Source organism: Streptomyces sp. NPDC006610, assembly GCF_040611575.1.
In the GTDB taxonomy this organism is placed as follows: domain Bacteria; phylum Actinomycetota; class Actinomycetes; order Streptomycetales; family Streptomycetaceae; genus Streptomyces.
This window is the reverse complement of the sequence record NZ_JBEXOP010000051.1, coordinates 1-19217: the sequence shown is the minus strand read 5'-3', so window position 1 is coordinate 19217 and position 19217 is coordinate 1. Positions and strand designations below refer to the sequence as shown.

General features: G+C 72.5%; 17 protein-coding genes and 1 pseudogene. 9 read left to right on the top strand and 9 right to left on the bottom strand.

The window, feature by feature from the left end; all coding sequences use genetic code 11:
* The first annotated feature begins 11 nt into the window (after positions 1 to 11).
* Positions 12 to 671 carry a carboxymuconolactone decarboxylase family protein gene (locus ABZY13_RS30015; protein ID WP_356636281.1) on the top strand — a complete coding sequence of 220 codons (660 nt, stop codon included), beginning with the start codon at positions 12 to 14 and terminating at the stop codon, positions 669 to 671.
* On the opposite strand, the gene ABZY13_RS30010 is transcribed toward ABZY13_RS30015, so the two are convergent.
* The 3 genes from ABZY13_RS30010 to ABZY13_RS30000 all read right to left on the bottom strand — a co-directional run bounded on the left by ABZY13_RS30010 (position 672) and on the right by ABZY13_RS30000 (position 3661).
* Positions 672 to 2159 (bottom strand): glutamate synthase subunit beta, encoded by a 1488-nt coding sequence (locus ABZY13_RS30010; protein ID WP_356636279.1) that lies wholly within the window; start codon positions 2157 to 2159, stop codon positions 672 to 674. It abuts the gene before it with no gap.
* A 226-nt stretch (positions 2160 to 2385) separates the two neighbouring features.
* On the bottom strand, positions 2386 to 2865 hold the full coding sequence (locus ABZY13_RS30005) for an anthrone oxygenase family protein (protein ID WP_356636277.1): 480 nt from the start codon (positions 2863 to 2865) through the stop codon (positions 2386 to 2388).
* Between the two features lie 7 nt (positions 2866 to 2872).
* On the bottom strand, positions 2873 to 3661 hold the full coding sequence (locus ABZY13_RS30000; protein ID WP_356636275.1) for a DUF2293 domain-containing protein: 789 nt from the start codon (positions 3659 to 3661) through the stop codon (positions 2873 to 2875).
* 72 nt (positions 3662 to 3733) lie between these two features.
* Between ABZY13_RS30000 and ABZY13_RS29995 the strand changes: the two genes are divergently transcribed.
* Entirely contained in the window at positions 3734 to 4366 is a 633-nt protein-coding gene (locus tag ABZY13_RS29995; protein ID WP_356636274.1) for a uridine kinase, read from the top strand.
* A 180-nt stretch (positions 4367 to 4546) separates the two neighbouring features.
* On the opposite strand, the gene ABZY13_RS29990 is transcribed toward ABZY13_RS29995, so the two are convergent.
* Positions 4547 to 5674 (bottom strand): magnesium and cobalt transport protein CorA, encoded by a 1128-nt coding sequence (locus ABZY13_RS29990; RefSeq protein WP_356636272.1) that lies wholly within the window; start codon positions 5672 to 5674, stop codon positions 4547 to 4549.
* 221 nt (positions 5675 to 5895) lie between these two features.
* On the opposite strand from ABZY13_RS29990, the gene ABZY13_RS29985 reads away from it, so the two are divergent.
* Positions 5896 to 6690: a methyltransferase domain-containing protein gene (locus ABZY13_RS29985; protein WP_356636270.1), complete on the top strand. Its 795-nt coding sequence runs from the start codon at positions 5896 to 5898 to the stop codon at positions 6688 to 6690.
* Between the two features lie 116 nt (positions 6691 to 6806).
* On the opposite strand, the gene ABZY13_RS29980 is transcribed toward ABZY13_RS29985, so the two are convergent.
* From ABZY13_RS29980 to ABZY13_RS29970, 3 genes are all read right to left on the bottom strand, one after another.
* The gene (locus tag ABZY13_RS29980; protein WP_356636268.1) at positions 6807 to 7784 is read right to left on the bottom strand and encodes a sugar kinase; all 978 of its coding nucleotides are present in this window, start codon (positions 7782 to 7784) and stop codon (positions 6807 to 6809) included.
* On the bottom strand, positions 7781 to 8689 hold the full coding sequence (locus tag ABZY13_RS29975) for a pseudouridine-5'-phosphate glycosidase (RefSeq protein ID WP_356636266.1): 909 nt from the start codon (positions 8687 to 8689) through the stop codon (positions 7781 to 7783). Before ABZY13_RS29975 ends, ABZY13_RS29980 begins: the two co-directional genes overlap by 4 nt.
* Before the next feature lie 85 nt (positions 8690 to 8774).
* Positions 8775 to 9329 carry a methylated-DNA--[protein]-cysteine S-methyltransferase gene (locus ABZY13_RS29970; RefSeq protein ID WP_356636264.1) on the bottom strand — a complete coding sequence of 185 codons (555 nt, stop codon included), beginning with the start codon at positions 9327 to 9329 and terminating at the stop codon, positions 8775 to 8777.
* Positions 9330 to 9566: 237 nt separating this feature from the next.
* Here ABZY13_RS29970 and ABZY13_RS29965 point away from each other — a divergent pair, with 237 nt between their 5' ends.
* From ABZY13_RS29965 to ABZY13_RS29945, 5 genes are all read left to right on the top strand, one after another.
* The gene (locus tag ABZY13_RS29965) at positions 9567 to 10433 is read left to right on the top strand and encodes an MHYT domain-containing protein (protein WP_356636262.1); all 867 of its coding nucleotides are present in this window, start codon (positions 9567 to 9569) and stop codon (positions 10431 to 10433) included.
* A 40-nt stretch (positions 10434 to 10473) separates the two neighbouring features.
* Positions 10474 to 12618 (top strand): excinuclease ABC subunit UvrB, encoded by a 2145-nt coding sequence (gene uvrB, locus ABZY13_RS29960; RefSeq protein ID WP_356636260.1) that lies wholly within the window; start codon positions 10474 to 10476, stop codon positions 12616 to 12618.
* A 161-nt stretch (positions 12619 to 12779) separates the two neighbouring features.
* Positions 12780 to 13358 (top strand): TerD family protein, encoded by a 579-nt coding sequence (locus ABZY13_RS29955; RefSeq protein WP_356636258.1) that lies wholly within the window; start codon positions 12780 to 12782, stop codon positions 13356 to 13358.
* A 94-nt stretch (positions 13359 to 13452) separates the two neighbouring features.
* Positions 13453 to 15468: a TerD family protein gene (locus ABZY13_RS29950; protein ID WP_356636256.1), complete on the top strand. Its 2016-nt coding sequence runs from the start codon at positions 13453 to 13455 to the stop codon at positions 15466 to 15468.
* 230 nt (positions 15469 to 15698) lie between these two features.
* Positions 15699 to 16697: a TerC/Alx family metal homeostasis membrane protein gene (locus ABZY13_RS29945; protein WP_356636254.1), complete on the top strand. Its 999-nt coding sequence runs from the start codon at positions 15699 to 15701 to the stop codon at positions 16695 to 16697.
* A 20-nt stretch (positions 16698 to 16717) separates the two neighbouring features.
* On the opposite strand, the gene ABZY13_RS29940 is transcribed toward ABZY13_RS29945, so the two are convergent.
* Together ABZY13_RS29940 and ABZY13_RS29935 are read right to left on the bottom strand one after the other, a co-directional pair.
* Positions 16718 to 18055 (bottom strand): MFS transporter, encoded by a 1338-nt coding sequence (locus ABZY13_RS29940; protein ID WP_356636252.1) that lies wholly within the window; start codon positions 18053 to 18055, stop codon positions 16718 to 16720.
* Between the two features lie 92 nt (positions 18056 to 18147).
* Positions 18148 to 18489 (bottom strand): annotated as a pseudogene (locus tag ABZY13_RS29935) (LD-carboxypeptidase); the annotation flags it as partial.
* Positions 18490 to 18648: 159 nt separating this feature from the next.
* Here ABZY13_RS29935 and aroQ point away from each other — a divergent pair.
* Positions 18649 to 19122 carry a type II 3-dehydroquinate dehydratase gene (gene aroQ / locus ABZY13_RS29930; RefSeq protein WP_356636250.1) on the top strand — a complete coding sequence of 158 codons (474 nt, stop codon included), beginning with the start codon at positions 18649 to 18651 and terminating at the stop codon, positions 19120 to 19122.
* The last annotated feature ends 95 nt before the right edge of the window (positions 19123 to 19217 follow it).

Here is a 19217-nt window from a genome sequence, read left to right as displayed (position 1 = left end):
GGTTGAGGGACATGACGACGCAGACCGCGCAGATGGCTCAGACGACGTACACGACGGACACGATGCTCACCACCCGCACGCCAGGCACCCGGACGCCCGCCGACCGCCCCGCCCGCCCGGAGTCCGGCCGTTCCGAGCCAGGCCGTCCCGAGTCCGCCCGTCTGGACTTCGCCCGGTCCGCGCCCGGCGCCTTCAAGGCCCTCATCGGCTTCGACGCCGCCGCCCGCGCGAGCGTCGACCCCGCTCTCGTCGAGCTGATCCAGATCCGCTCGTCGCACCAGAACCACTGCGCCTACTGCCTCCACATGCACACCAACGACGCCCGTACGGCCGGCGAGAGCGAGGACCGGCTGCACATGGTGCCCCTGTGGCGCGAGGCGCGGCACTTCTTCACCGAGCGGGAGCAGGCCGCCCTGGCCCTGACCGAGGCGGTCACCCTGGTGGCCGACGGCGGCGTCCCTGACGACGTCTACGCCGAGGCCGCCGCGCAGTTCGACGCCACGGAGCTGGCCCACGTACTGGCCGTGATCCTCGCCATCAACACTTGGAACCGGATCGCCCTGACGACGGCGAAGACGGCGGGCACGGACCAGCGCCGACCCGAGCCTTCGCACCCCCGCGCCGGTCATGGCGGTCGCGCCGGCCGTGGCGGTCATGGCAGTCGTGGTTGATCAGACCGACATCGGCCGGTCGTACGGCCCGATGGGCGCCGGCAGCCGCGAGGAGCCCGTCAGCCGGCGGTCCACGGCCGCCGCCACCGCCCGTCCCTCCGCGATCGCCCACACGATCAGCGACTGTCCCCGCGCGGCGTCTCCCGCCGCGAACACGCCGGGGACGTTGGTCGCGAAATCCGCGTCCCGCACGATCGTGCCGCGCGGTTCCAGCTCAAGCCCCAGCTGGTCGATCAGCCCGTCGCCCCGGTCCGGCCCCGAGAAACCCAGCGCGAGCAGCACCAGATCGGCGGGCAGCGTCCGCTCGGTGCCGGACACCGGCTGCCGCCTCGCGTCCACCTCGACGAGGTGCAGCGCCCGCACATGTCCCTCGTCGTCGCCGGTGAAGCGCAGCGTCGACGCCGCGAACAGCCGCGCGTCGGCGTCCGCCGCCGGGGCCGTCCGCAGATCGCGGGCCTCTTCGTGCGCGGCCGACAACCGGTAGATCCTCGGATACGTCGGCCACGGGTCGACGTCCTCGTCGCGTTCCGTGCCCGGCTGGGCGTAGATGTCCAGCTGCGTCACGGACGCGGCGCCCTCCCGCACCGCCGTGCCAAGACAGTCCGCCCCGGTGTCGCCGCCCCCGACGATCACCACGTGCTTCCCGGCCGCCGACAGCGGAGACACCGCCAAGTCGCCCTCGCACACCCGGTTGGCCGGCGGCAGGTACTCCATCGCCTGATGCACCCCGGCCAGCTCCCGCCCCGGCACGGCCAGTTCACGCCAGGCGGTCGCCCCCGTCGCGATCACCACCGCGTCGTACCGCGCCCGCAGCTCCGCCGCCCCGATGTCCCGCCCGACCGCCGTCGACGTGCGGAACTTCGTCCCCTCGGCGCGCATCTGCTCCAGCCGCCGGTCCAGATGGTGCTTCTCCATCTTGAACTCGGGGATGCCGTACCGCATCAGCCCGCCCAGCCGGTCGTCCTTCTCGTACACCGCCACGGTGTGCCCGGCACGCGTCAACTGCTGCGCCGCCGCCAGCCCCGTGGGCCCCGACCCGATCACGGCGACCGTCCGCCCGCTCAGTCGCTCCGGCGGGCGCGGGACGGTGAAACCCTCCTCCCAGGCGCGGTCGGCGATGGCGCATTCGACGTTCTTGATGGTCACCGCCGGCTGGTTGATGGCGAGCACACAGCCCGCCTCGCACGGCGCCGGGCACAGACGGCCCGTGAACTCCGGGAAGTTGTTCGTGGCGTGCAGCCGGTCGCTCGCCGCCCGCCAGTCCTCGCGGGCCACCAGGCCGTTCCACTCGGGGATGAGATTGCCCAGCGGACAGGCGTCGTGGCAGAACGGGATGCCGCAGTCCATGCACCGGTCCGCCTGCTCGTCGATGATGGGCAGCAGCGCCCCGGGAACGTAGACCTCGTTCCAGTCCCGTACCCGTTCCCCGACCGGCCGACGGGGCCAGTCCTGGCGGGGAGTGGTCATGAAACCCTTGGGATCGGCCATGGCCGGCTTCCTTGCGTACGCGTACGACAGCCCGTACGTCATCGGCGGCGCTCTTCCCGCCACGATACGTCGGGTCGCGCGGGGGCGCAGGGGTGCGCGCGGGGACAGGTGGGTCCTACGCGGGGCGCGGGCTGGGCGTGGGCGGAGGGTGGGTAGGGCGGGCAGGGGAGTGGGAGCGGGTGCGCACGGGACGGGTCCGGTCCGGCGTCCGTCGCCCTGGACGCACTCAGGCCAGCGCCAGGACGAACGCCAGCGCCGCGCCGGCCGAGGCGACCGTGCGGACGTGGTTCCACGCCGTCCACCCACGCACGTACGCCGGCCAGTAGGCGTCCGCCTCCGGTGTACCCGCGTCCAACTCCTGCAGCGCCTCGTTGCGCGGCACGTTCGCGAACACCGTGACGCCGAACGAACCGAACAGATACAGTGCGCTGCCCACCAGCAGCTCCGCCGTCCCCTCCTCCGGCCACAGCACGAACGTCACCACGCCGATGAGCACGCTCAGCAGCGTCGACCCCATGAACACCGCCATGAACGCCGGACGCACCGCCGCCACGTTCACCGCCTTCATCGCGGCCACGCCCTGCTCCGCGGGCAACGACGCCAGGCCCCGCATCACGAAGGTCGAGAACGCGCAGAAGACCCCGGCCACCAGCCCGGTCCCGAGCACTCCCAGCAGGACCAGCACGAAATACGGCCCGTCGATCATGTGCCTCTCATCTCCCCGTCCATTCCGGCCCGCGCCCTCTCGGCCCCGCCACCCCGCCCGGCTCCGGAACTCCATGCCCGGCAACGGCACCGCCGGTGACTGAGGGGACAGGGCTTCGCCACCCTCGCAGCACCTTCTCCACCGACGCCGCGATGCTCCGCCGCGCCTCGTGCCGCGGCACCCCGCTCATCAGCAGCCGGTCGTACGGCGTGTCGACGTGGCGTACGGACGCCGCCACCGCCGAGGTCACCGCGCTCTCGGTGAGCGCGCGCCCCGCCGCGCTCCGGCCGACCCTACCGCTGCCCCGCTCCGAGGTGTGCGCGGCGATCTCCCGCGCCCGCTCGGCCGGGCACCCCGGGAACAAACGCCGTATCTCCGCCGCGAACGCGTCCGCGAACCGGACGTCCTGCACCGCCCGGCGCCGCGCGTCCCGCACCCTGCGCCGCCGCCGCGCCTCCGCGTCCGCCAGACAGCGCTCCTCGGCCCGCGCGAGCCCCGCCTCCTCGACCAGGACACCCTGCCGCTCGTACCGCCCGTGACGTCGGTTGAACCGCACCACCACCGCCGACAGCGCGCTCTCCTCCCGCGACCGCCGGGTCAGCGCGGTGTCCCCTCGCGGCAGGAACACCAGGTGCCCGAGGTCGGCGCAGCCGAGGCAGCGCGGCGAACCCTCCTCCAGGACCAGCATCTGCAGCGGACCGCGCCGGCAGCCGGCGCAGCGCTTCCGCTTCAGCGGCTGGACGACCACGAGCGACGTGGAAGGAACGGGAGTCACCGGTGCGGTGGGCGGCGCCATGTCCGGTTCATGCCCGCCGCCGCGGTCGATCCACGCCGCTCGCCGGCCGGGACGGCGCGGCATCATGGCCGTGTGCGACTCGAAGCGATCACCTGGGAGCGGCTCGGCGACCGGCTTGCCGAGCGGCTGCTCGATCTGAAGCCGGCGGACGGCAGCTCCTGGCCGCGTATCGCCTTCGACGGCGCCCCGGTCGCCCGCCCCGGCGATCTCGCCCGGCTCGTCCACGAAGCGCTGCGCGTACGCGGTCGCTCTTCGCTGGTCGTCGGCACCGAGGGGTTCCTGCGTCCGGCGTCCCTGCGCCTGGAACACGGTCGCCGGGACGTGGACGCCTATTACGACGGCTGGTTCGACACCGGCGCGCTGTGGCGCGAGGTGTTCGGCCCTCTCGAACCCGGCGGCGACGGACGCGTTCTGCCCGACCTGCTCGACCCCGTCACCGACCGCGCCACCCGCAGCCCGTACGTCCAACTCCCGCCTGGTGGTTGCCTGTTGTTGCACGGGCCCCTCCTTCTGCGGCACTGGTTCCCCTTCGACCTGACCGTCCACGTCCTCCTCTCCCCGGGCGCGCTGCGCCGGCGCACACCCGAGGCCGAGCACTGGACCCTCCCCGCCTTCGAGCGCTACGCCGACGAGACCGACCCCGCCGGCACGGCCGACGTCCTGGTCCGCGCCGACGACCCGCGCCGCCCGGCGTGGAACGGCTGAGCCCGTCCTCCGCGGCCTCGTCACCGACCGCGACATCGTCGTCGGCTGCGTGAACGCGCCCGGCCGGCCTGATCAGCGAGGCCGGACCTCGCCCGGAACCTGACGGAGGACCAGGTCGGGGCAAGGCCCAGCGGGTCTACGCCGACGCCCCCGGACGCCGACCCCCGTCGGCGGTCGTCCTCACAGCCAGCCGTTGCGCCGGAAGCCGCGGTACAGCACCAGGCAGGCCGCGGATATGACGCCGATGACCATGGCGTAGCCGTACCGCCAGTGCAGCTCCGGCATGTGCTCGAAGTTCATGCCGTACATCCCGCAGACCATCGTCGGCACGGCGACGATCGCCGCCCATGCCGTGATCTTCCGCATGTCCTCGTTCTGCGCCACGGTGACCTGGGCGAGGTGTGCCTGAAGGATCGAGTTGAGCAACTCGTCGAAGGCGGCGATCTGCTCCGCGGCCCGCTGCAGATGGTCGGACACGTCCCGGAAGTAGGCCTGTATCTGCGGCTCCACCACCCGCATCGGCCGGTCGGCGAGATCGAGCAACGGCCGGCCGAGCGGGACCACCGCCCGCTTCAGCTCCAGCAGCTCCCGCTTGAGCTGGTAGATGCGGCCGGGGTCGGCCCGCGCGCCGTTCTCCGCGAAGACGTCCGTCTCCACCTGCTCTATGTCCTCGTGCACCGCGTCGATGACGCTGAGGTACTCGTCGACCACATGGTCGGCGACCGCGTGCAGCACCGCGGACGGGCCCTTGGCCAGCTGGTCGGGGTCGGATTCCAGCTCCTCCCGCAGCGGGCCCAGCGAACCGTGCCGCCCGTGCCTCACGGTGATCACGAAATCCGGGCCGACGAACACCATGATCTCCCCGGTGTCCACCACCTCGCTGGTGGCCGTCAGCACCTCGTGCTCGACGTAGCAGACCGTCTTGAACACGGCGAACAGCGTCTCGCCGTACCGCTCAACCTTCGGCCGCTGGTGCGCCTCGACCGTGTCCTCGACCGCCAGCGGGTGCAGGTCGAACAGCTCGGCGATGCCCGCGAACTCCCGGGTCGTCGGCTCATGGAGCCCCAGCCAGACGAAACCGTCACCGCCCTTGCGGACCTGACGCACCGTCTCCACCAGGTCACCCCCGACGGGCAGGCGCGCCCCTTCCTCGTAGGCCACGCAGTTGACCACGGAGGAGCCCAGCGGCGAACGGGCGGGGTGGCTCAGGTCGACGCGCCGGCGCCGCCGGGCCAGCCGTGCGACTCTGCGCAGGCCGCCGACCGTGCCGAGGCTCGTCACCTTCCGCAGATTCCCTGCCATGGACATCTCTGGATCTCCTCGCGTGGACCCCTTCGCGCCGCATCTCCGCGCCTGTCGCGCCAGTGTGCCAGGACGGCACGGTGACCGGGCAAGCCTGTGGATAACGCGCATCGCGGCAGGTTCCGGGCTGTGGACAACGGCAGTTCGCAGGGCGCCCAGGCTGCGGGAACGCCTCGTTCGGAGCGTCATCCGTGCTTGACAAGTCGGATAAATGGGATGATCGCGGCATGACGCTCACCGACGGGTATCTCCTCGACAACCGGCAGGCCGGGGCGAGAGAACGCCTCGACGCCCTTGCCGCCCTCTTCGATCCCACGACCTTCCGGCACTTCGAAGCGTTCGGCGTCGGACCCGGCTGGCGCTGCTGGGAGGTCGGCGCGAGCGGCGCCTCCGTGGTGTCCTGGCTGGCCAAGCGAGTCGGCCCCACCGGCAAGGTCGTCGCCACCAACACCGACGTCTCCTGCATCACCGCCCCCGCCCGGCCCCCGGTGGAGGTGCGGATTCACGACATCGCCGCGCACCGGCCGCCGGGGGAGGGCTTCGACCTGGTCCACGCCCGGCTGAGCCTGACCGATGTGTCGGACCGCGCACGGACGCTGCGGACGATGACCGAAGCGCTGCGCCCGGGCGGACGACTTCTGGTCGAGGACACCGACCTCGGCCTCCAGCCCCTCGTCTGCCCGGACGAGCACGGGCCCGAGCAGCAGATGGCGAACCGGCTGCGCAAGGGCGTCGGCCGGCTCCTCGCCAGTCGTGGCGTGGACCTGACCCAGGGCCGCCGACTGCCGCGGCTGCTGCGCGCCGCCGGACTGCGGCGCGTGGAGGCCGACGTCCATTTCCCGCTCTCCGCGCCGGCCTGCGCCGCGCTGGAGACCGCGACGATCCGCCAGGTCCGCGGCGAACTCGTCGCCGAGGGGTTCGCCGCCGAGGCGGACATCGACCGGCACCTGGCCAACATCGCCTCCGGCACGCTGGACCTGGCCGCCGTCCCGGTGATCTCGGCCTGGGGGCGCAAGCCGTAACCGGCCGCCGGCCGCGGCGGGGCACAGGGCACGGCGGTCACCAGCGGTCGTCGGGCATGCGGTCGGCTGTGGGTCGCCGGGTGCGACGAACGCCGGACGTGGCGGCGCGCGGCCTCTCACTCCCGGACCGGCGACCCGTCGTCCGCCGGCGGTCTTCCGTCCGTCGGCGGCCTGCCGCCCACACGTTCGACGGCCCGCGCCCCCGCACGGCACCCCTGCACGGCCGCCGCCTCCGGCTCCGCGCCGCCGAGCAGTGCGGCGAGAAACGCGCCGGTGAACGCGTCGCCGGCGCCCGTGGTGTCCCGCGGCGCGGCCGGTACGCCGCGGACCCGGGCGGACACCGTGCCGCTCCGGGCGACCAGCGCCCCCTCGGGGCCCTGCTTGGCGACGACCAGCGGAACGTGTCGGCTCAGCTTCGCCGCCGCGTCCCGCGCGCCCGGCAGCCCGGTGAGCAGACAGGCCTCGTCCCGGCTGGGCAGCAGCACGTCGACCCCCTCCGCCAACGCCAGGAACCGGTCCACGCCCAGAGTGCGGAGGAAGCCGGCCGACGCCGGATCCAGGCTCACCCGCACCCCGCGTGAGCGCGCCGCCGCCACCGCCGTCGGCAGCAGTGCCCGGCCCGGCGCGGAGAACAGCAGATAGCCGGACAGATGGAGCCACCCGACGCCGTCCAACAGCGCGTCCGACCAGTCGCCGGGATCGAGCCGCAGCGAGGCGCCGCTGTCGGTGAGGAACGTCCGCTCCGCCGCAGCGCCCGCGTCGACCAGGCAGATCACCGTCCCGGTCGGCGCCTCGGGGTCGACGACCAGCAAGGGACGCACCCCGGCGGCGGTCAGCGCCCGTTCGTGCCACCGCGCCGCGTCCGCGCCGACCCGACTGAGCAGCCGTACGTCCGGCCACCCCCAGTGGGAGGCCCAGCAGGCGACGTTGGCGCCCGCCCCGCCGGGCAGGGTCACGATCTGGGCGGCCGTGTCGGTGCCCGCCGCCAGCGGGCCCCGGTGCCGGGCCACGACGTCCGTGATCACGTCCCCGACGACCAGCAGCGCCGTGCCGTCGTCCCCGGCGCGCGGGCCGCCGGGCACGGGCTCGCTCACGCCCCGGCCCAGGCCGCCGCGATCCGCGCCGCCAGCCGTACGTTGCCCCGCACCGCCGCGAGGTTCGCGCTCAGCGAGGCCCCGTCGGTGTGCCGCACCAGATGGTCCAGCAGGAACGGCGTGACGGCCTGGCCCGTGACGCCCCGTTCCTCGCAGGCGCGCAGGGCGTCGGCCAGGACACGCGCGTGCAGCTCGGGGTCCAGCTGCTCGGCCTGCGGGACCGGGTTCGCCACGATCAGCGCCGACTCGGGCACCCCGAGCGCGTCCTGCGCCCGCATGACGTCCGCCACCTGCTCCGGGCTGTCCAGCGTCCAGTCGACCGGATGACCCGAGTCGGACAGGTAGAAGCCGGGGAAGCGGTCCGTGCCGTAACCGGCCACCGCGACGCCCAGCGTCTCCAGCCGCTGCAGTGTCGCCGGCACGTCGAGGATCGACTTCACGCCCGCGCAGACCACCGTGATCCGGGTGCGCGCCAGCAGGCCCAGGTCGGCCGACTCGTCCTGCGTCACCGTCCACTGCCGGTGCACCCCGCCGAGACCGCCCGTGGCGAACACCCGTATGCCCGCCAGCGCCGCGAGCAGCGCCGTCGCGGACACCGTGGTCGCCCCGCTCGCCCCGGCGGCCACCGCGAGCGGCAGGTCACGGTGGCCCAGCTTGCGGATGCCGTCCTCGGAGGCGATCCGCTCCAGCTGCTCCTTGTCCAGGCCGACCAGGGGACGCCCGTCCAGCACGGCGATCGTCGCCGGTACGGCGCCCTCCTGCCGCACCGCCTCCTCCAGCTCCAGCGCCACCCGCAGATTGCGGGGCCGCGGCAGCCCGTGCGCGATGATCGTCGACTCCAGGGCCACCACGGGCCGCCTCGCGCGGACCGCCTCCCGCACCTCTTCGGACACCACCAGCGTCACTGCGCCCCGCCTCCCGTCTGTGCCGTTCTCCCTCATCCCTGGCGGGCGGCGGGCGCCGCCAAACCCCCGTCCCGGCTCCGGCAGGTCAGAACAGCGGCTGGGGCAGCACGCCCTCCAGGGCCAGCAGCTTCCGCTTCGTCTCCACACCGCCGCCGAACCCGCCGATGCCACCGTCGCTCTCCACCACCCGGTGACACGGCACCACCAGCGGCAGCGGATTGGCCCCCATGGCCATGCCCACCGCCTGGGCGCCCCCCGGCCGGCCCACCCGCCCCGCCAGGTCGCCGTACCCGACGACCGTTCCATAGGGCACACCGGACGCCAGCTCGCGCAGCACCTGCCGGTTGAAGCCCGAGATCAGCGACCAGTCCAGCGGCAGCCCGAAGTCCCGCAGCTCACCCGCCAGGTAGGCCTCGACCTGGCGTATCGCCTCGGCCAGCACGGGAAAGCCGGGCGACTCGACCGGCTCGGCGCCCAGCCGCGACGCCAGCCGCTCCAGCGCCCTGTCCCGTATCCCGTCCGTGGCGTGGAAGACGACGTTGACCAGGCCCTCGCTGGTCGCGGCCAGCAGCAGCGGACCGATGCCGCCGCCGACGACGGCCCACGCGACCCGCTGCTCCCCGTGTCCATGGCTGTCCATGCGCCCACCGTAGGGCCCGCCACTGACAACGCCTCCGGCCGGCCCGGGGCCCGCCCGCAGGACAGGGCTTCACCGGTGCGGCACAAGTGGGGCAGGTCGGTGTTTCTTTGCCGGAAAGTCGTTCGACCATACCCGCGCGAGTCATACTCTCCCTCAACCCTGGCCGCTCGTGCGGACCTGGGACGGGGGTGCGTTTCGGGGATTCCGGTACGGAAGAGGGCGGAAGGGCAGCCGCGCATGCAAGGCACGGTCGACGGATTCAGCTACGGCCTCGTCACACCTCTGGTGGCCTATGTCATGGCCTGCCTCGGCGGCGCCCTGGGGCTGCGCTGCACCACCCGGTCCATGCTCGTGGCCGGCTCCTGGCGCCCCGGCTGGCTGGCCCTCGGCTCGGCCGCGATCGGCTCCGGCATCTGGACCATGCACTTCATCGCCATGATGGGGTTCACGGTCAGGGAGGCGCCGATCCACTACGACAAACCGATCACCTACGCCAGCCTGGCCGTCGCCGTCGTCATGGTGGGCATCGGAATCTTCATCGTCGGCTACAAGGGCGCCACCGGCACAGCCCTGTTCACGGGTGGCACGATCACCGGTCTCGGCATCGCGTCCATGCACTACCTGGGCATGGCCGGCCTGGAACTGAACGGCCGACTCGAGTACAACACCTTCACCGTCGCCGCCTCCGTCGTCATCGCCATGGCCGCCGCCACCGCCGCCCTGTGGGCCGCCGGGCAGGTCAAGGGGCCTCTGTGGAGCATCGGAGCCAGCCTCGTCATGGGGCTCGCGGTCAGCGGCATGCACTACACGGGCATGGCCGCCCTCAGCGTCCACCTGCACGGCGCCGCCGACACGTCCACCGGCGACACGCCCGCCGCCCTGCTCGCCCCCATGCTGATCGGGCCGGTCGCCTTCCTCTGCCTGGCCGGTGTGGTCGTGCTCTTCGACCCGCAGATGGTCACGGGCACACCCGAGTGGTCCCGACCCGAGCGCGAGCCCGGCGTCCCGGCCCATCCGCCCGCCCGCCACCACGGCCGCCGCCCGCCTCTGCGCGCCCGCCGGCCCGTCCCGCACAGCCGCTCGAGGACGCCCCAGAACCGCTGACCGCGGCCCATTGTCAGTGGGGGGTCGTACGGTGGATGACATGCGGCCCGTTTCCCAGATCGAACGCACGGTGGCGCCCTTCGAGGTCGTCAGCCCCTACCAGCCGAGCGGCGACCAGCCGACGGCCATCGCCGACCTCGCCCGGCGCATCGAAGCAGGTGAGAAGGACGTCGTCCTGCTCGGCGCGACCGGCACCGGAAAGTCCGCCACCACCGCGTGGATGATCGAGAAGCTCCAGCGGCCCACCCTGGTGATGGCGCCGAACAAGACGCTGGCCGCCCAGCTGGCCAACGAATTCCGCGAGCTGCTGCCGAACAACGCGGTCGAATACTTCGTCTCGTACTACGACTACTACCAGCCCGAGGCCTACGTCCCGCAGTCGGACACCTACATCGAGAAGGACTCCTCGATCAACGAGGAGGTCGAGCGGCTGCGCCACTCCGCGACCAACTCGCTGCTCACCCGCCGCGACGTCGTCGTGGTCGCCTCCGTCTCCTGCATCTACGGCCTCGGCACGCCCCAGGAGTACGTGGACCGCATGGTCCCGCTCAAGGTGGGCGACGAGATCGACCGGGACCAGCTGCTGCGCCGCTTCGTCGACATCCAGTACGCGCGCAACGACATGGCGTTCACCCGCGGCACCTTCCGGGTCCGCGGCGACACCATCGAGATCTTCCCCGTCTACGAGGAGCTCGCCGTCCGCATCGAGATGTTCGGCGACGAGATCGAGGCGCTCACCACCCTGCACCCGCTCACCGGCGAGATCATCAGCGACGAGCAGCAGCTCTACGTCTTCCCGGCCTCCCACTACGTCGCCGGACCCGAACGCATGGAGCGGGCCGTCAACGACATCGAGAAGGAACTGGGCGAGCGCCTCGCCGAACTGGAGAAGCAGGGCAAACTCCTGGAAGCCCAGCGGCTGCGGATGCGGACCACCTACGACATCGAGATGCTCCGCCAGATCGGCACCTGCTCCGGCGTGGAGAACTACTCGATGCACTTCGACGGCCGCCTCCCCGGTTCCCCGCCGAACACGCTGCTGGACTACTTCCCCGAGGACTTCCTGCTCGTCATCGACGAGTCGCACGTGACCGTGCCGCAGATCGGCGCGATGTACGAGGGCGACGCCTCCCGCAAGCGCACCCTGGTCGACCACGGCTTCCGGCTGCCCTCCGCCCTGGACAACCGGCCCCTGAAGTGGGAGGAGTTCCAGGAGCGCATCGGGCAGACGGTGTACCTGTCCGCGACCCCGGGCGCCTACGAGCTCTCCCGCGCGAACGGCGTCGTCGAGCAGATCATCCGACCCACCGGCCTGGTCGACCCGCAGGTCGTCGTCAAGCCGACCGAGGGCCAGATCGACGACCTGGTGCACGAGATCCGCGCCCGGGTCGAGAAGGACGAGCGCGTCCTGGTCACCACGCTCACCAAGAAGATGGCCGAGGACCTCACCGACTACTTCCTGGAAATGGGCATCCAGGTCCGCTATCTGCACAGCGACGTGGACACCCTGCGCCGCGTGGAACTGCTGCGCGAACTGCGCTCCGGCGAGTACGACGTCCTGGTCGGCATCAACCTGCTGCGCGAGGGCCTCGACCTGCCCGAGGTGTCCCTCGTGGCGATCCTCGACGCCGACAAGGAGGGCTTCCTGCGGTCGGGCACCTCGCTGATCCAGACCATCGGCCGCGCGGCGCGCAACGTCTCCGGCGAGGTCCACATGTACGCCGACAAGATCACGCCGGCGATGGAGAAGGCCATCGACGAGACCAACCGGCGGCGCGAGAAGCAGGTCGCGTACAACAAGGCGCACGGCGTCGACCCGCAGCCGCTGCGCAAGAAGATCAACGACATCGTCGCCCAGATCGCCCGCGAGGAGATCGACACCGAGCAGCTGCTCGGCTCCGGCTTCCGGCAGTCGCGCAACGACGGCCGCGGCGGCAGGGCCCCGGTGCCGGCCCTCAAGGAACACGCGGTCAAGGGCGCGAAGGCCGCCAAGAAGGGCAGAGCCCAGGAGACGGCGCCGACCGACCGGCCGGCCGCCGAACTCGCCGCGCAGATCGAGGAACTGACCCAGCGCATGCGCGCCGCCGCCGCGGACCTCCAGTTCGAGATCGCGGCCCGGCTGCGCGACGAGGTGTCCGAGATGAAGAAGGAGCTGCGCCAGATGAAGGAGGCCGGGCTGGCCTGACGGGTCCCCCGGGGCCCCTGTGGCGGCCCCGGGAACGCGCTGTGTTGCAAGACCGACACAAAGTCCGGACCGGGGTACGGCACTGTCAGTGCCCGTGCGTAGGGTTCTGGTCATCCGCGGCATCGCGGCAACAGGGGAACGCTCGAGAGGGGAAACAGCGCGTGACCGTCAACATGACCAAGGGTCAGGCCATCAGTCTGCAGAAGAACGACGGAGGCAGCCTGACCGCGGTGCGCATGGGTCTCGGCTGGCAGGCGGCCCCGCGGCGTGGCCTGTTCGGTTCGCGGACCCGCGAGATCGACCTCGACGCCTCCGCGGTGCTGTTCGCGGACAAGCAGCCGGTCGACGTCGTCTTCTTCCGCCACCTGGTGAGCGACGACGGCTCGGTGCGCCACACCGGCGACAACCTCGTCGGCGGCGTCGGCCAGGGCGGCGACGACGAGGCCATCCTCGTCGACCTGCAGCGCCTGCCGGTCCACATCGACCAGATCGTCTTCACCGTGAACTCCTTCACGGGCCAGACGTTCCAGGAGGTGCAGAACGCGTTCTGCCGCCTCGTCGACGAGACCAACGGCCAGGAGCTCGCCCGTTACACGCTCGCGGGCGGCGGCGCCTACACGGCCCAGATCATGGCCAAGGTGCACCGCGTCGGGACCGGCTGGTCCATGACGGCCCTCGGCACCCCGGCCAACGGACGCACGTTCCAGGACCTGATGCCGTCCATCCTGCCGCACCTCTGACCCGGCGGGCCCGGGCGGGCGGTACATGACATCCCAGCGGTACACGACACCTTCACCACGCGACACGCGTACGCGATTCAGGGGGACCACGACGATGACGGCCGAGCTGGTGCGGGGCCAGAACCACCCGCTCTCCCAGTCCCGTCTCGAGATCCGCGTCTCGGCCGGTACGCCGATCGTGGCCGCGGCCACGATCGGCGACGAGCACGGAAAGGTCCACGGAGCGGAAGGGGTGGCCCATCCCGGAGTGCCCACCCTCCCCGGGCTCGAGGTGTCCCGGCAGGCGGCCGCCGACCACCGGCTGGCGGTCGACCTGGACGCCCTGCCGGAGGCCGTGCACCGCGTCCATGTGCTGCTCGCCCTGCCCACCGGCGCCTCGGGCGGTCCCGCCCGGTTCGGCGCCGTCGCCGCCCCCTTCGTCGCGGTCACCGGACTCGACGGCACCGAGGTGGCGACCTTCACCCTCACCGGACTGGAGGCCGAGACCGCCGTCGTCGCCCTGGAGCTGTACCGCAGACAGGGCGCCTGGAAGGTCCGCGCCGTCGGCCAGGGGTACGCCGGCGGCCTCGCCGAACTCCTCGCCGACCAGGGGCTGCCCGTCGCCGCCCAGCTCGCCGCCACCATCAACGACGCGGTGGCCCGGGGCCTCGCCCGCTCCGTCGCCGCGCCGCCGCCGCGCACCGCGGAGGGCGACCGCGCTCGCCGTACGGCCGCCCCGGCGCTCGGCGCCGACCAGAGCGGCGCCCATACCGCGCCGTACGGCGGCCGGACACCGCAGGCCGCCCCGGAACCCGCCACCGGCTACCCGGCGGAACCCACCACCGGCTACCCCGCCGACGCCACGCCCGTGGACCCCTCGGCGCGCACCCAGCCGTCCACGCCCACCGCGGGCGGCCCCGTCGACTACACCCACCCGCGCCGGCGCAACGCCGCCCCGCCGCCTCCGCCCACCGCGCCCCCGGCGGCGCCCGGGCAGCCCCGCCCGCCCGTCGCGGGTGACGCGACCGGCTGGTCCATGGAGGAGCGGCTCTACAACCAGGTGTGGGGCATGTTCGAGGACCTGGCCCGTGCCACGGCCGCCTACCGCAGCGCCGTCGACTTCGCCGAGTCCCGCATGGACAAGGAGCTGGAGCAGGTCCTCGCCGACCCGCGCAGCCGGATCGGCGGACAGGCGGACGCCGCCCGCGAGGCGGCCCGGGCCCGGCACGCCCAGCTCGTCGACCAGGCCCGCCAGGCCCTCGACCGCGACGTCGCCCAGCTCGCCGCCGAGGCCGGTGTCGTCGAACCCGCGCTGCCCGCGGCCTACGCACGCTGGGACAACCCGGTCTGGCACGGCTACCGGGTCCCCACCGAGATGCCCATGGCCCTGCGACTGGGCGATCTGCACCTGCCCGAATGCGCCCCGCTGCGCATACCGATGCTGGTCCGGCTGCCGCTGGAGCGCGGCCTGTGGATCGACAGCGGGCGGTCCGGTTCGTCCGACGGCGCCTTCCACGACTCGCACGACATGCGCCGCCTGGCGATGGAGTCGGCCGTTGCGCACACCGCCCGGCTGCTCGCCGCCCACCCGGCGGGCGATTTCGCCGTGCACGTCGTCGACCCGGCCGGGTCCGGCGCGCAGGCGCTGGCGCCGCTGGTGGGCACGGGCGTGCTCGCCGGTCCGCCGGCCGTCGGCGCCGCCGGCGTCGCGGACGTCCTGGCCCGGCTCACCCAGCGCGTCGACCTGGTGCAGATGGCGGTGCGGGCCGGTGCGGCCGACGCCCTGCCGCCGGACCTGGACATGGCCCAGCACCTGCTGGTGGTCAACGACTTCCCGCACGGCTTCGACGACCGGGCCGTGACCCAGCTGCGTTACCTCGCCGACGAGGGACCGGCCGTCGGCGTGCATCTGATGATGGTCGCCGACCGAGAGGACTCGGCGGGCTACGGCCCGCTGCTCGACCCGCTGTGGCGTTCGCTGCTGCGACTGACGCCCGTGCCCGAGGATCACCTCGCCGACCCCTGGGTGGGGCACGCCTGGACGTACGAGCCCTCGCTGGTGCCGCTCGGCAGCCAGGTGCTCCAGCAGGTGCTCGCCCAGGTCGCGGCGGCCCGTACCAAGCCCGCGTAAAGTCGCCCGACCAGGCGTTTTGGGTTTTCCTTTACCAAGCTCTTTACCTGTCCTTGGTGATTGGGGTACTGTTTTCCGTACGGAGGGGAGTACTCCCTGCCAACTGCGGCGTTCCCGTCAATACGGATCAGGCCAGATCCCGGGGCGCCGGCCCGAGTCCCGGGTGGAAGAGACCTCCGGCAGCGACGACGCTGACTGACCGTTTGCCGTTTCGAACTGCCGGAGGCGCAGTGGATGTTTCCGTGACCCTGTGGGTCCTGACCGTCGCAGGACTGGCCGCGCTCATCGCGGTCGACTTCTTCATCGGTCGCAAGCCGCACGACGTATCCATCAAGGAAGCCGGGATCTGGACCGTCGTCTGGATCGTCCTCGCCGGGCTCTTCGGGCTCGGCCTGCTCGTCTTCGGCGGCGGGCAGCCGGCCGGCGAGTTCTTCGCCGGCTTCATCACCGAGAAGTCGCTGAGCGTCGACAACCTCTTCGTCTTCGTACTGATCATGGCGAAGTTCGCGGTGCCCTCGCAGTACCAGCAGCGCGTCCTCCTCGTCGGCGTGCTCATAGCACTGGTGCTGCGGGCCATCTTCATCGCCGCCGGCGCCGCGATCATCGCCAGCTTCTCGTGGGTCTTCTACCTCTTCGGCGCCTTCCTGATCTGGACGGCGTGGAAGCTCATCCAGGAGGCCCGGGCCGAGGAGGAGGACGAGGAGTTCGAGGAGAACAAGCTCCTCAAGGCCGCAGAGCGCCGCTTCGGCGTCGCCGACCGGTACCACGGCACCAAGCTGTGGATCCGTGAGAACGGCAAGCGCGTCATGACGCCGATGCTCGTCGTGATGCTCGCCATCGGCAGCACGGACGTCCTCTTCGCCCTGGACTCCATACCGGCGATCTTCGGCCTGACGCAGGACCCGTACATCGTGTTCACCGCCAACGCGTTCGCGCTGATGGGCCTGAGGCAGCTGTACTTCCTCATCGGCGGCCTGCTGAAGAAGCTGGTCCACCTGTCGTACGGCCTGTCGATCATCCTCGGCTTCATCGGTGTCAAGCTGGTGCTGCACGCGCTGCACGAGTCCGGGGTCCATGTCCCGGAGATCAGCATCCCGGTCTCGCTCGGCGTGATCTGCGCCGTCCTGATCATCACCACGATCACCAGCCTGATCGCCTCCAAGAAGCAGGCGGAGGCCGAGGCGCGGGAGGCCGGCGAGGGCGCGTCGAAGGACAGCGTGGACGTCTGACCGGCCGCGCGGAGGCCGGATCAGCCCGACGCGGCTGCCCCGGCCTCCGCCCCGGCTCCCGTCTCCGCCCCGGTTCCCGTCTCCGTTCCGGTTCCCGACTTCGCCGCGGCTTCCTTCGCCGGGAGGGTCTCGGGCAGCAGGGCGAAGCACGCCAGGCTGAGCAGCGCGATGCCGGTCAGATAGGCGCCGACGCCCCACGGCACCCGGCCGTCGCTCTGCTCGGCCAGGGCCGTCGCGGCGATCGGGGTGAGCGCGCCGCCGAAGACGCCACCGAGGTTGTAGCCCACGGCGGCGCCCGTGCAGCGCACCCGGGGCTCGTACAGCTCCGGCAGATAGGCGGCGATCACGGCGAACATGGTGATGAAGGCGATCAGCGCCACCACGAAGCCCAGGAACATGGCCAGAGGCGCTCCTGTCGACAGGAGGGCGATCATCGGGAACATCCACAGGGCCGCCGCCGCGCACCCGGCCAGACACAGGGGCCGACGGCCGTAGCGGTCGCCGAGCACTGCCGCCAGCGGGGTCAGCGCGCCCTTCACGACCACGGCGGCCATGATGCAGCTCAGCATCACGGTACGGCTCACGCCGAGCCGCTCCGTGGCGTAGGCGAGGGACCAGGTGGTCACCGCGTAGAAGATCGCGTACCCGGCGGCGAGCGCGCCCGCGGTCAGCAGGACCAGCCGCCAGTGGTGGCGCACGACCTCGGCGAGCGGCATCCGCGCATGGTCCTCGATCTCCAGGAAGCGGGGACTCTCGGCGAGCGACGAGCGCAGCCAGAGTCCCACCACCGCCAGCACGCCGGCCACCCAGAACGGCACCCGCCACCCCCACTGCGCGAACTGTGCCTCGGACAGCCCGGCCGACAGCGCGAGCATCAGCCCGTTGGCGAGGACGAACCCCACCGCGGGACCCACCTGCGGGAAGCTCGACCACAGCCCTCGCCGGCCCGGTGGCGCGTGCTCGACCGTGAGCAGGACGGCCCCGCCCCACTCACCGCCGAGCCCCAGCCCCTGCAGAAAGCGCAGCAGGAGCAGCAGCAGGGGCGCGGCCACCCCGATCGAGCCGTACGTCGGCAGGCATCCCACTAGGACGGTCGAGGCGCCCGTGAGCAGCAGGGAGGCGACCAGGACCGGACGCCGCCCCCGACGGTCCCCGAGGTGGCCGAAGAGCACCGACCCGAGCGGCCGGGCCACGAAACCGGCCGCGAACGTGCCGAAGGCGGCGAGCGTCCCCGCCAGCGGAGAGAACGTCGGGAAGAACAGCGGCCCCAGGATCAGCGCGGCGGCGGTCCCGTAGACGAAGAAGTCGTAGAACTCGATGGCCGTCCCGGCGAGCGAGGCGGCCGCGAGCCGCGGCATGGAGGGCGTCCTCACGGAGCGTACGTCGTGCATGCCGCGTCAACCACCCACGGTGAGCGCGGGTTACGGGGCGCGTGGAGGCGCGGCGGCCGTCAGTGGGTGACGGTGGTGCGCCGCGCCGGACCGTCGAGGCGGAGGGCGCCGCCGTGGGGGATGACGAGACGAGGGCCGGTGTGGCCGAGGCCCGGCCCACGTCGAGGACCACGTGGGTGTCGGGGGCGTACGCCTGCAGCGCGCTCAGCACGGCTTCGCGCTGTTCGGCCGCGTAACGGGTGCCCCCTTCCGGAGTGCTGGGGCGCTCGAAGGAGCCGGTCCTGGCGGCCCGTGAGCAGCGCGGGAAAGCGCTGGGCCGGCCCGCGCCCGCCCCTGTTGCGCAGGGTGCGGAACACCTCGGCGGCGCCGGGCGTCTCCTCCGAGGTCTCCGGGAAGAGCACGATTCGTGGCCGACGTCGTCCCACCGCCCGGCGGGCCGCAGGTCGTAGGGGCGGAGGGCCAACCCCAAGCCGGGGGCGGCCGTCGTCGACGTGCGTGATAAACCGGGGGCGAGCAGCGGCCCCTGGCGGGCCGCCGACCCCGACCGGACCGGAGGAACCGTGCCCCGCACCCTGGCCAACGCCCCGATCATGATCCTCAACGGGCCCAACCTGAACCTGCTCGGGCAGCGCCAGCCGGAGATCTACGGCTCCGACACGCTCGCCGACGTCGAGGCCCTGTGCGCGAAGACCGCGGCGGCGCACGGCGGCACGGTGGACTTCCGTCAGTCCAACCACGAGGGGGAGCTGGTCGACTGGATCCACGAGGCGCGGCTCGGCCACTGCGGGATCGTCATCAACCCCGGCGCCTACTCGCACACGTCCATCGCCCTCCTGGACGCCCTCAACGCCTGCGACGGAATGCCGGTACTGGAGGTGCACATCTCCAACATCCACCGGCGGGAGGAGTTCCGGCACCACTCGTACGTCTCCCTGCGCGCCGACGGGGTCGTCGCGGGATGCGGGGTGCAGGGGTACGCGTTCGCGGTGGAGCGGGTCGCGGCGCTCGTGGGCGCCGCCCGGGCGCAGGCGTAGCGCCGGGCCGGTCGGGGCCCACCCGCCGCCTGTTCCGCTTCCAGCCGCCGGCCCAGCCGTGGCACGACCCCGACTATGAGCTGCCCGTCACGTTC

Bases quoted from the DNA above. Each gene is read 5' to 3' on its own strand.
- ABZY13_RS30000 (WP_356636275.1), bottom strand. From the start codon at position 3,661: ATGGCGCCGCCCACCGCACCGGTGACTCCCGTTCCTTCCACGTCGCTC.
- ABZY13_RS30010 (WP_356636279.1), bottom strand. From the start codon at position 2,159: ATGGCCGATCCCAAGGGTTTCATGACCACTCCCCGCCAGGACTGGCCC.
- uvrB (WP_356636260.1), top strand. From the start codon at position 10,474: ATGCGGCCCGTTTCCCAGATCGAACGCACGGTGGCGCCCTTCGAGGTC.
- ABZY13_RS29990 (WP_356636272.1), bottom strand. From the start codon at position 5,674: ATGTCCATGGCAGGGAATCTGCGGAAGGTGACGAGCCTCGGCACGGTC.
- ABZY13_RS29985 (WP_356636270.1), top strand. From the start codon at position 5,896: ATGACGCTCACCGACGGGTATCTCCTCGACAACCGGCAGGCCGGGGCG.
- ABZY13_RS29970 (WP_356636264.1), bottom strand. From the start codon at position 9,329: ATGGACAGCCATGGACACGGGGAGCAGCGGGTCGCGTGGGCCGTCGTC.
- ABZY13_RS30015 (WP_356636281.1), top strand. From the start codon at position 12: ATGACGACGCAGACCGCGCAGATGGCTCAGACGACGTACACGACGGAC.
- ABZY13_RS29940 (WP_356636252.1), bottom strand. From the start codon at position 18,055: ATGCCGCGGCTCGCGGCCGCCTCGCTCGCCGGGACGGCCATCGAGTTC.
- ABZY13_RS29965 (WP_356636262.1), top strand. From the start codon at position 9,567: ATGCAAGGCACGGTCGACGGATTCAGCTACGGCCTCGTCACACCTCTG.
- ABZY13_RS29950 (WP_356636256.1), top strand. From the start codon at position 13,453: ATGACGGCCGAGCTGGTGCGGGGCCAGAACCACCCGCTCTCCCAGTCC.
- ABZY13_RS30005 (WP_356636277.1), bottom strand. From the start codon at position 2,865: ATGATCGACGGGCCGTATTTCGTGCTGGTCCTGCTGGGAGTGCTCGGG.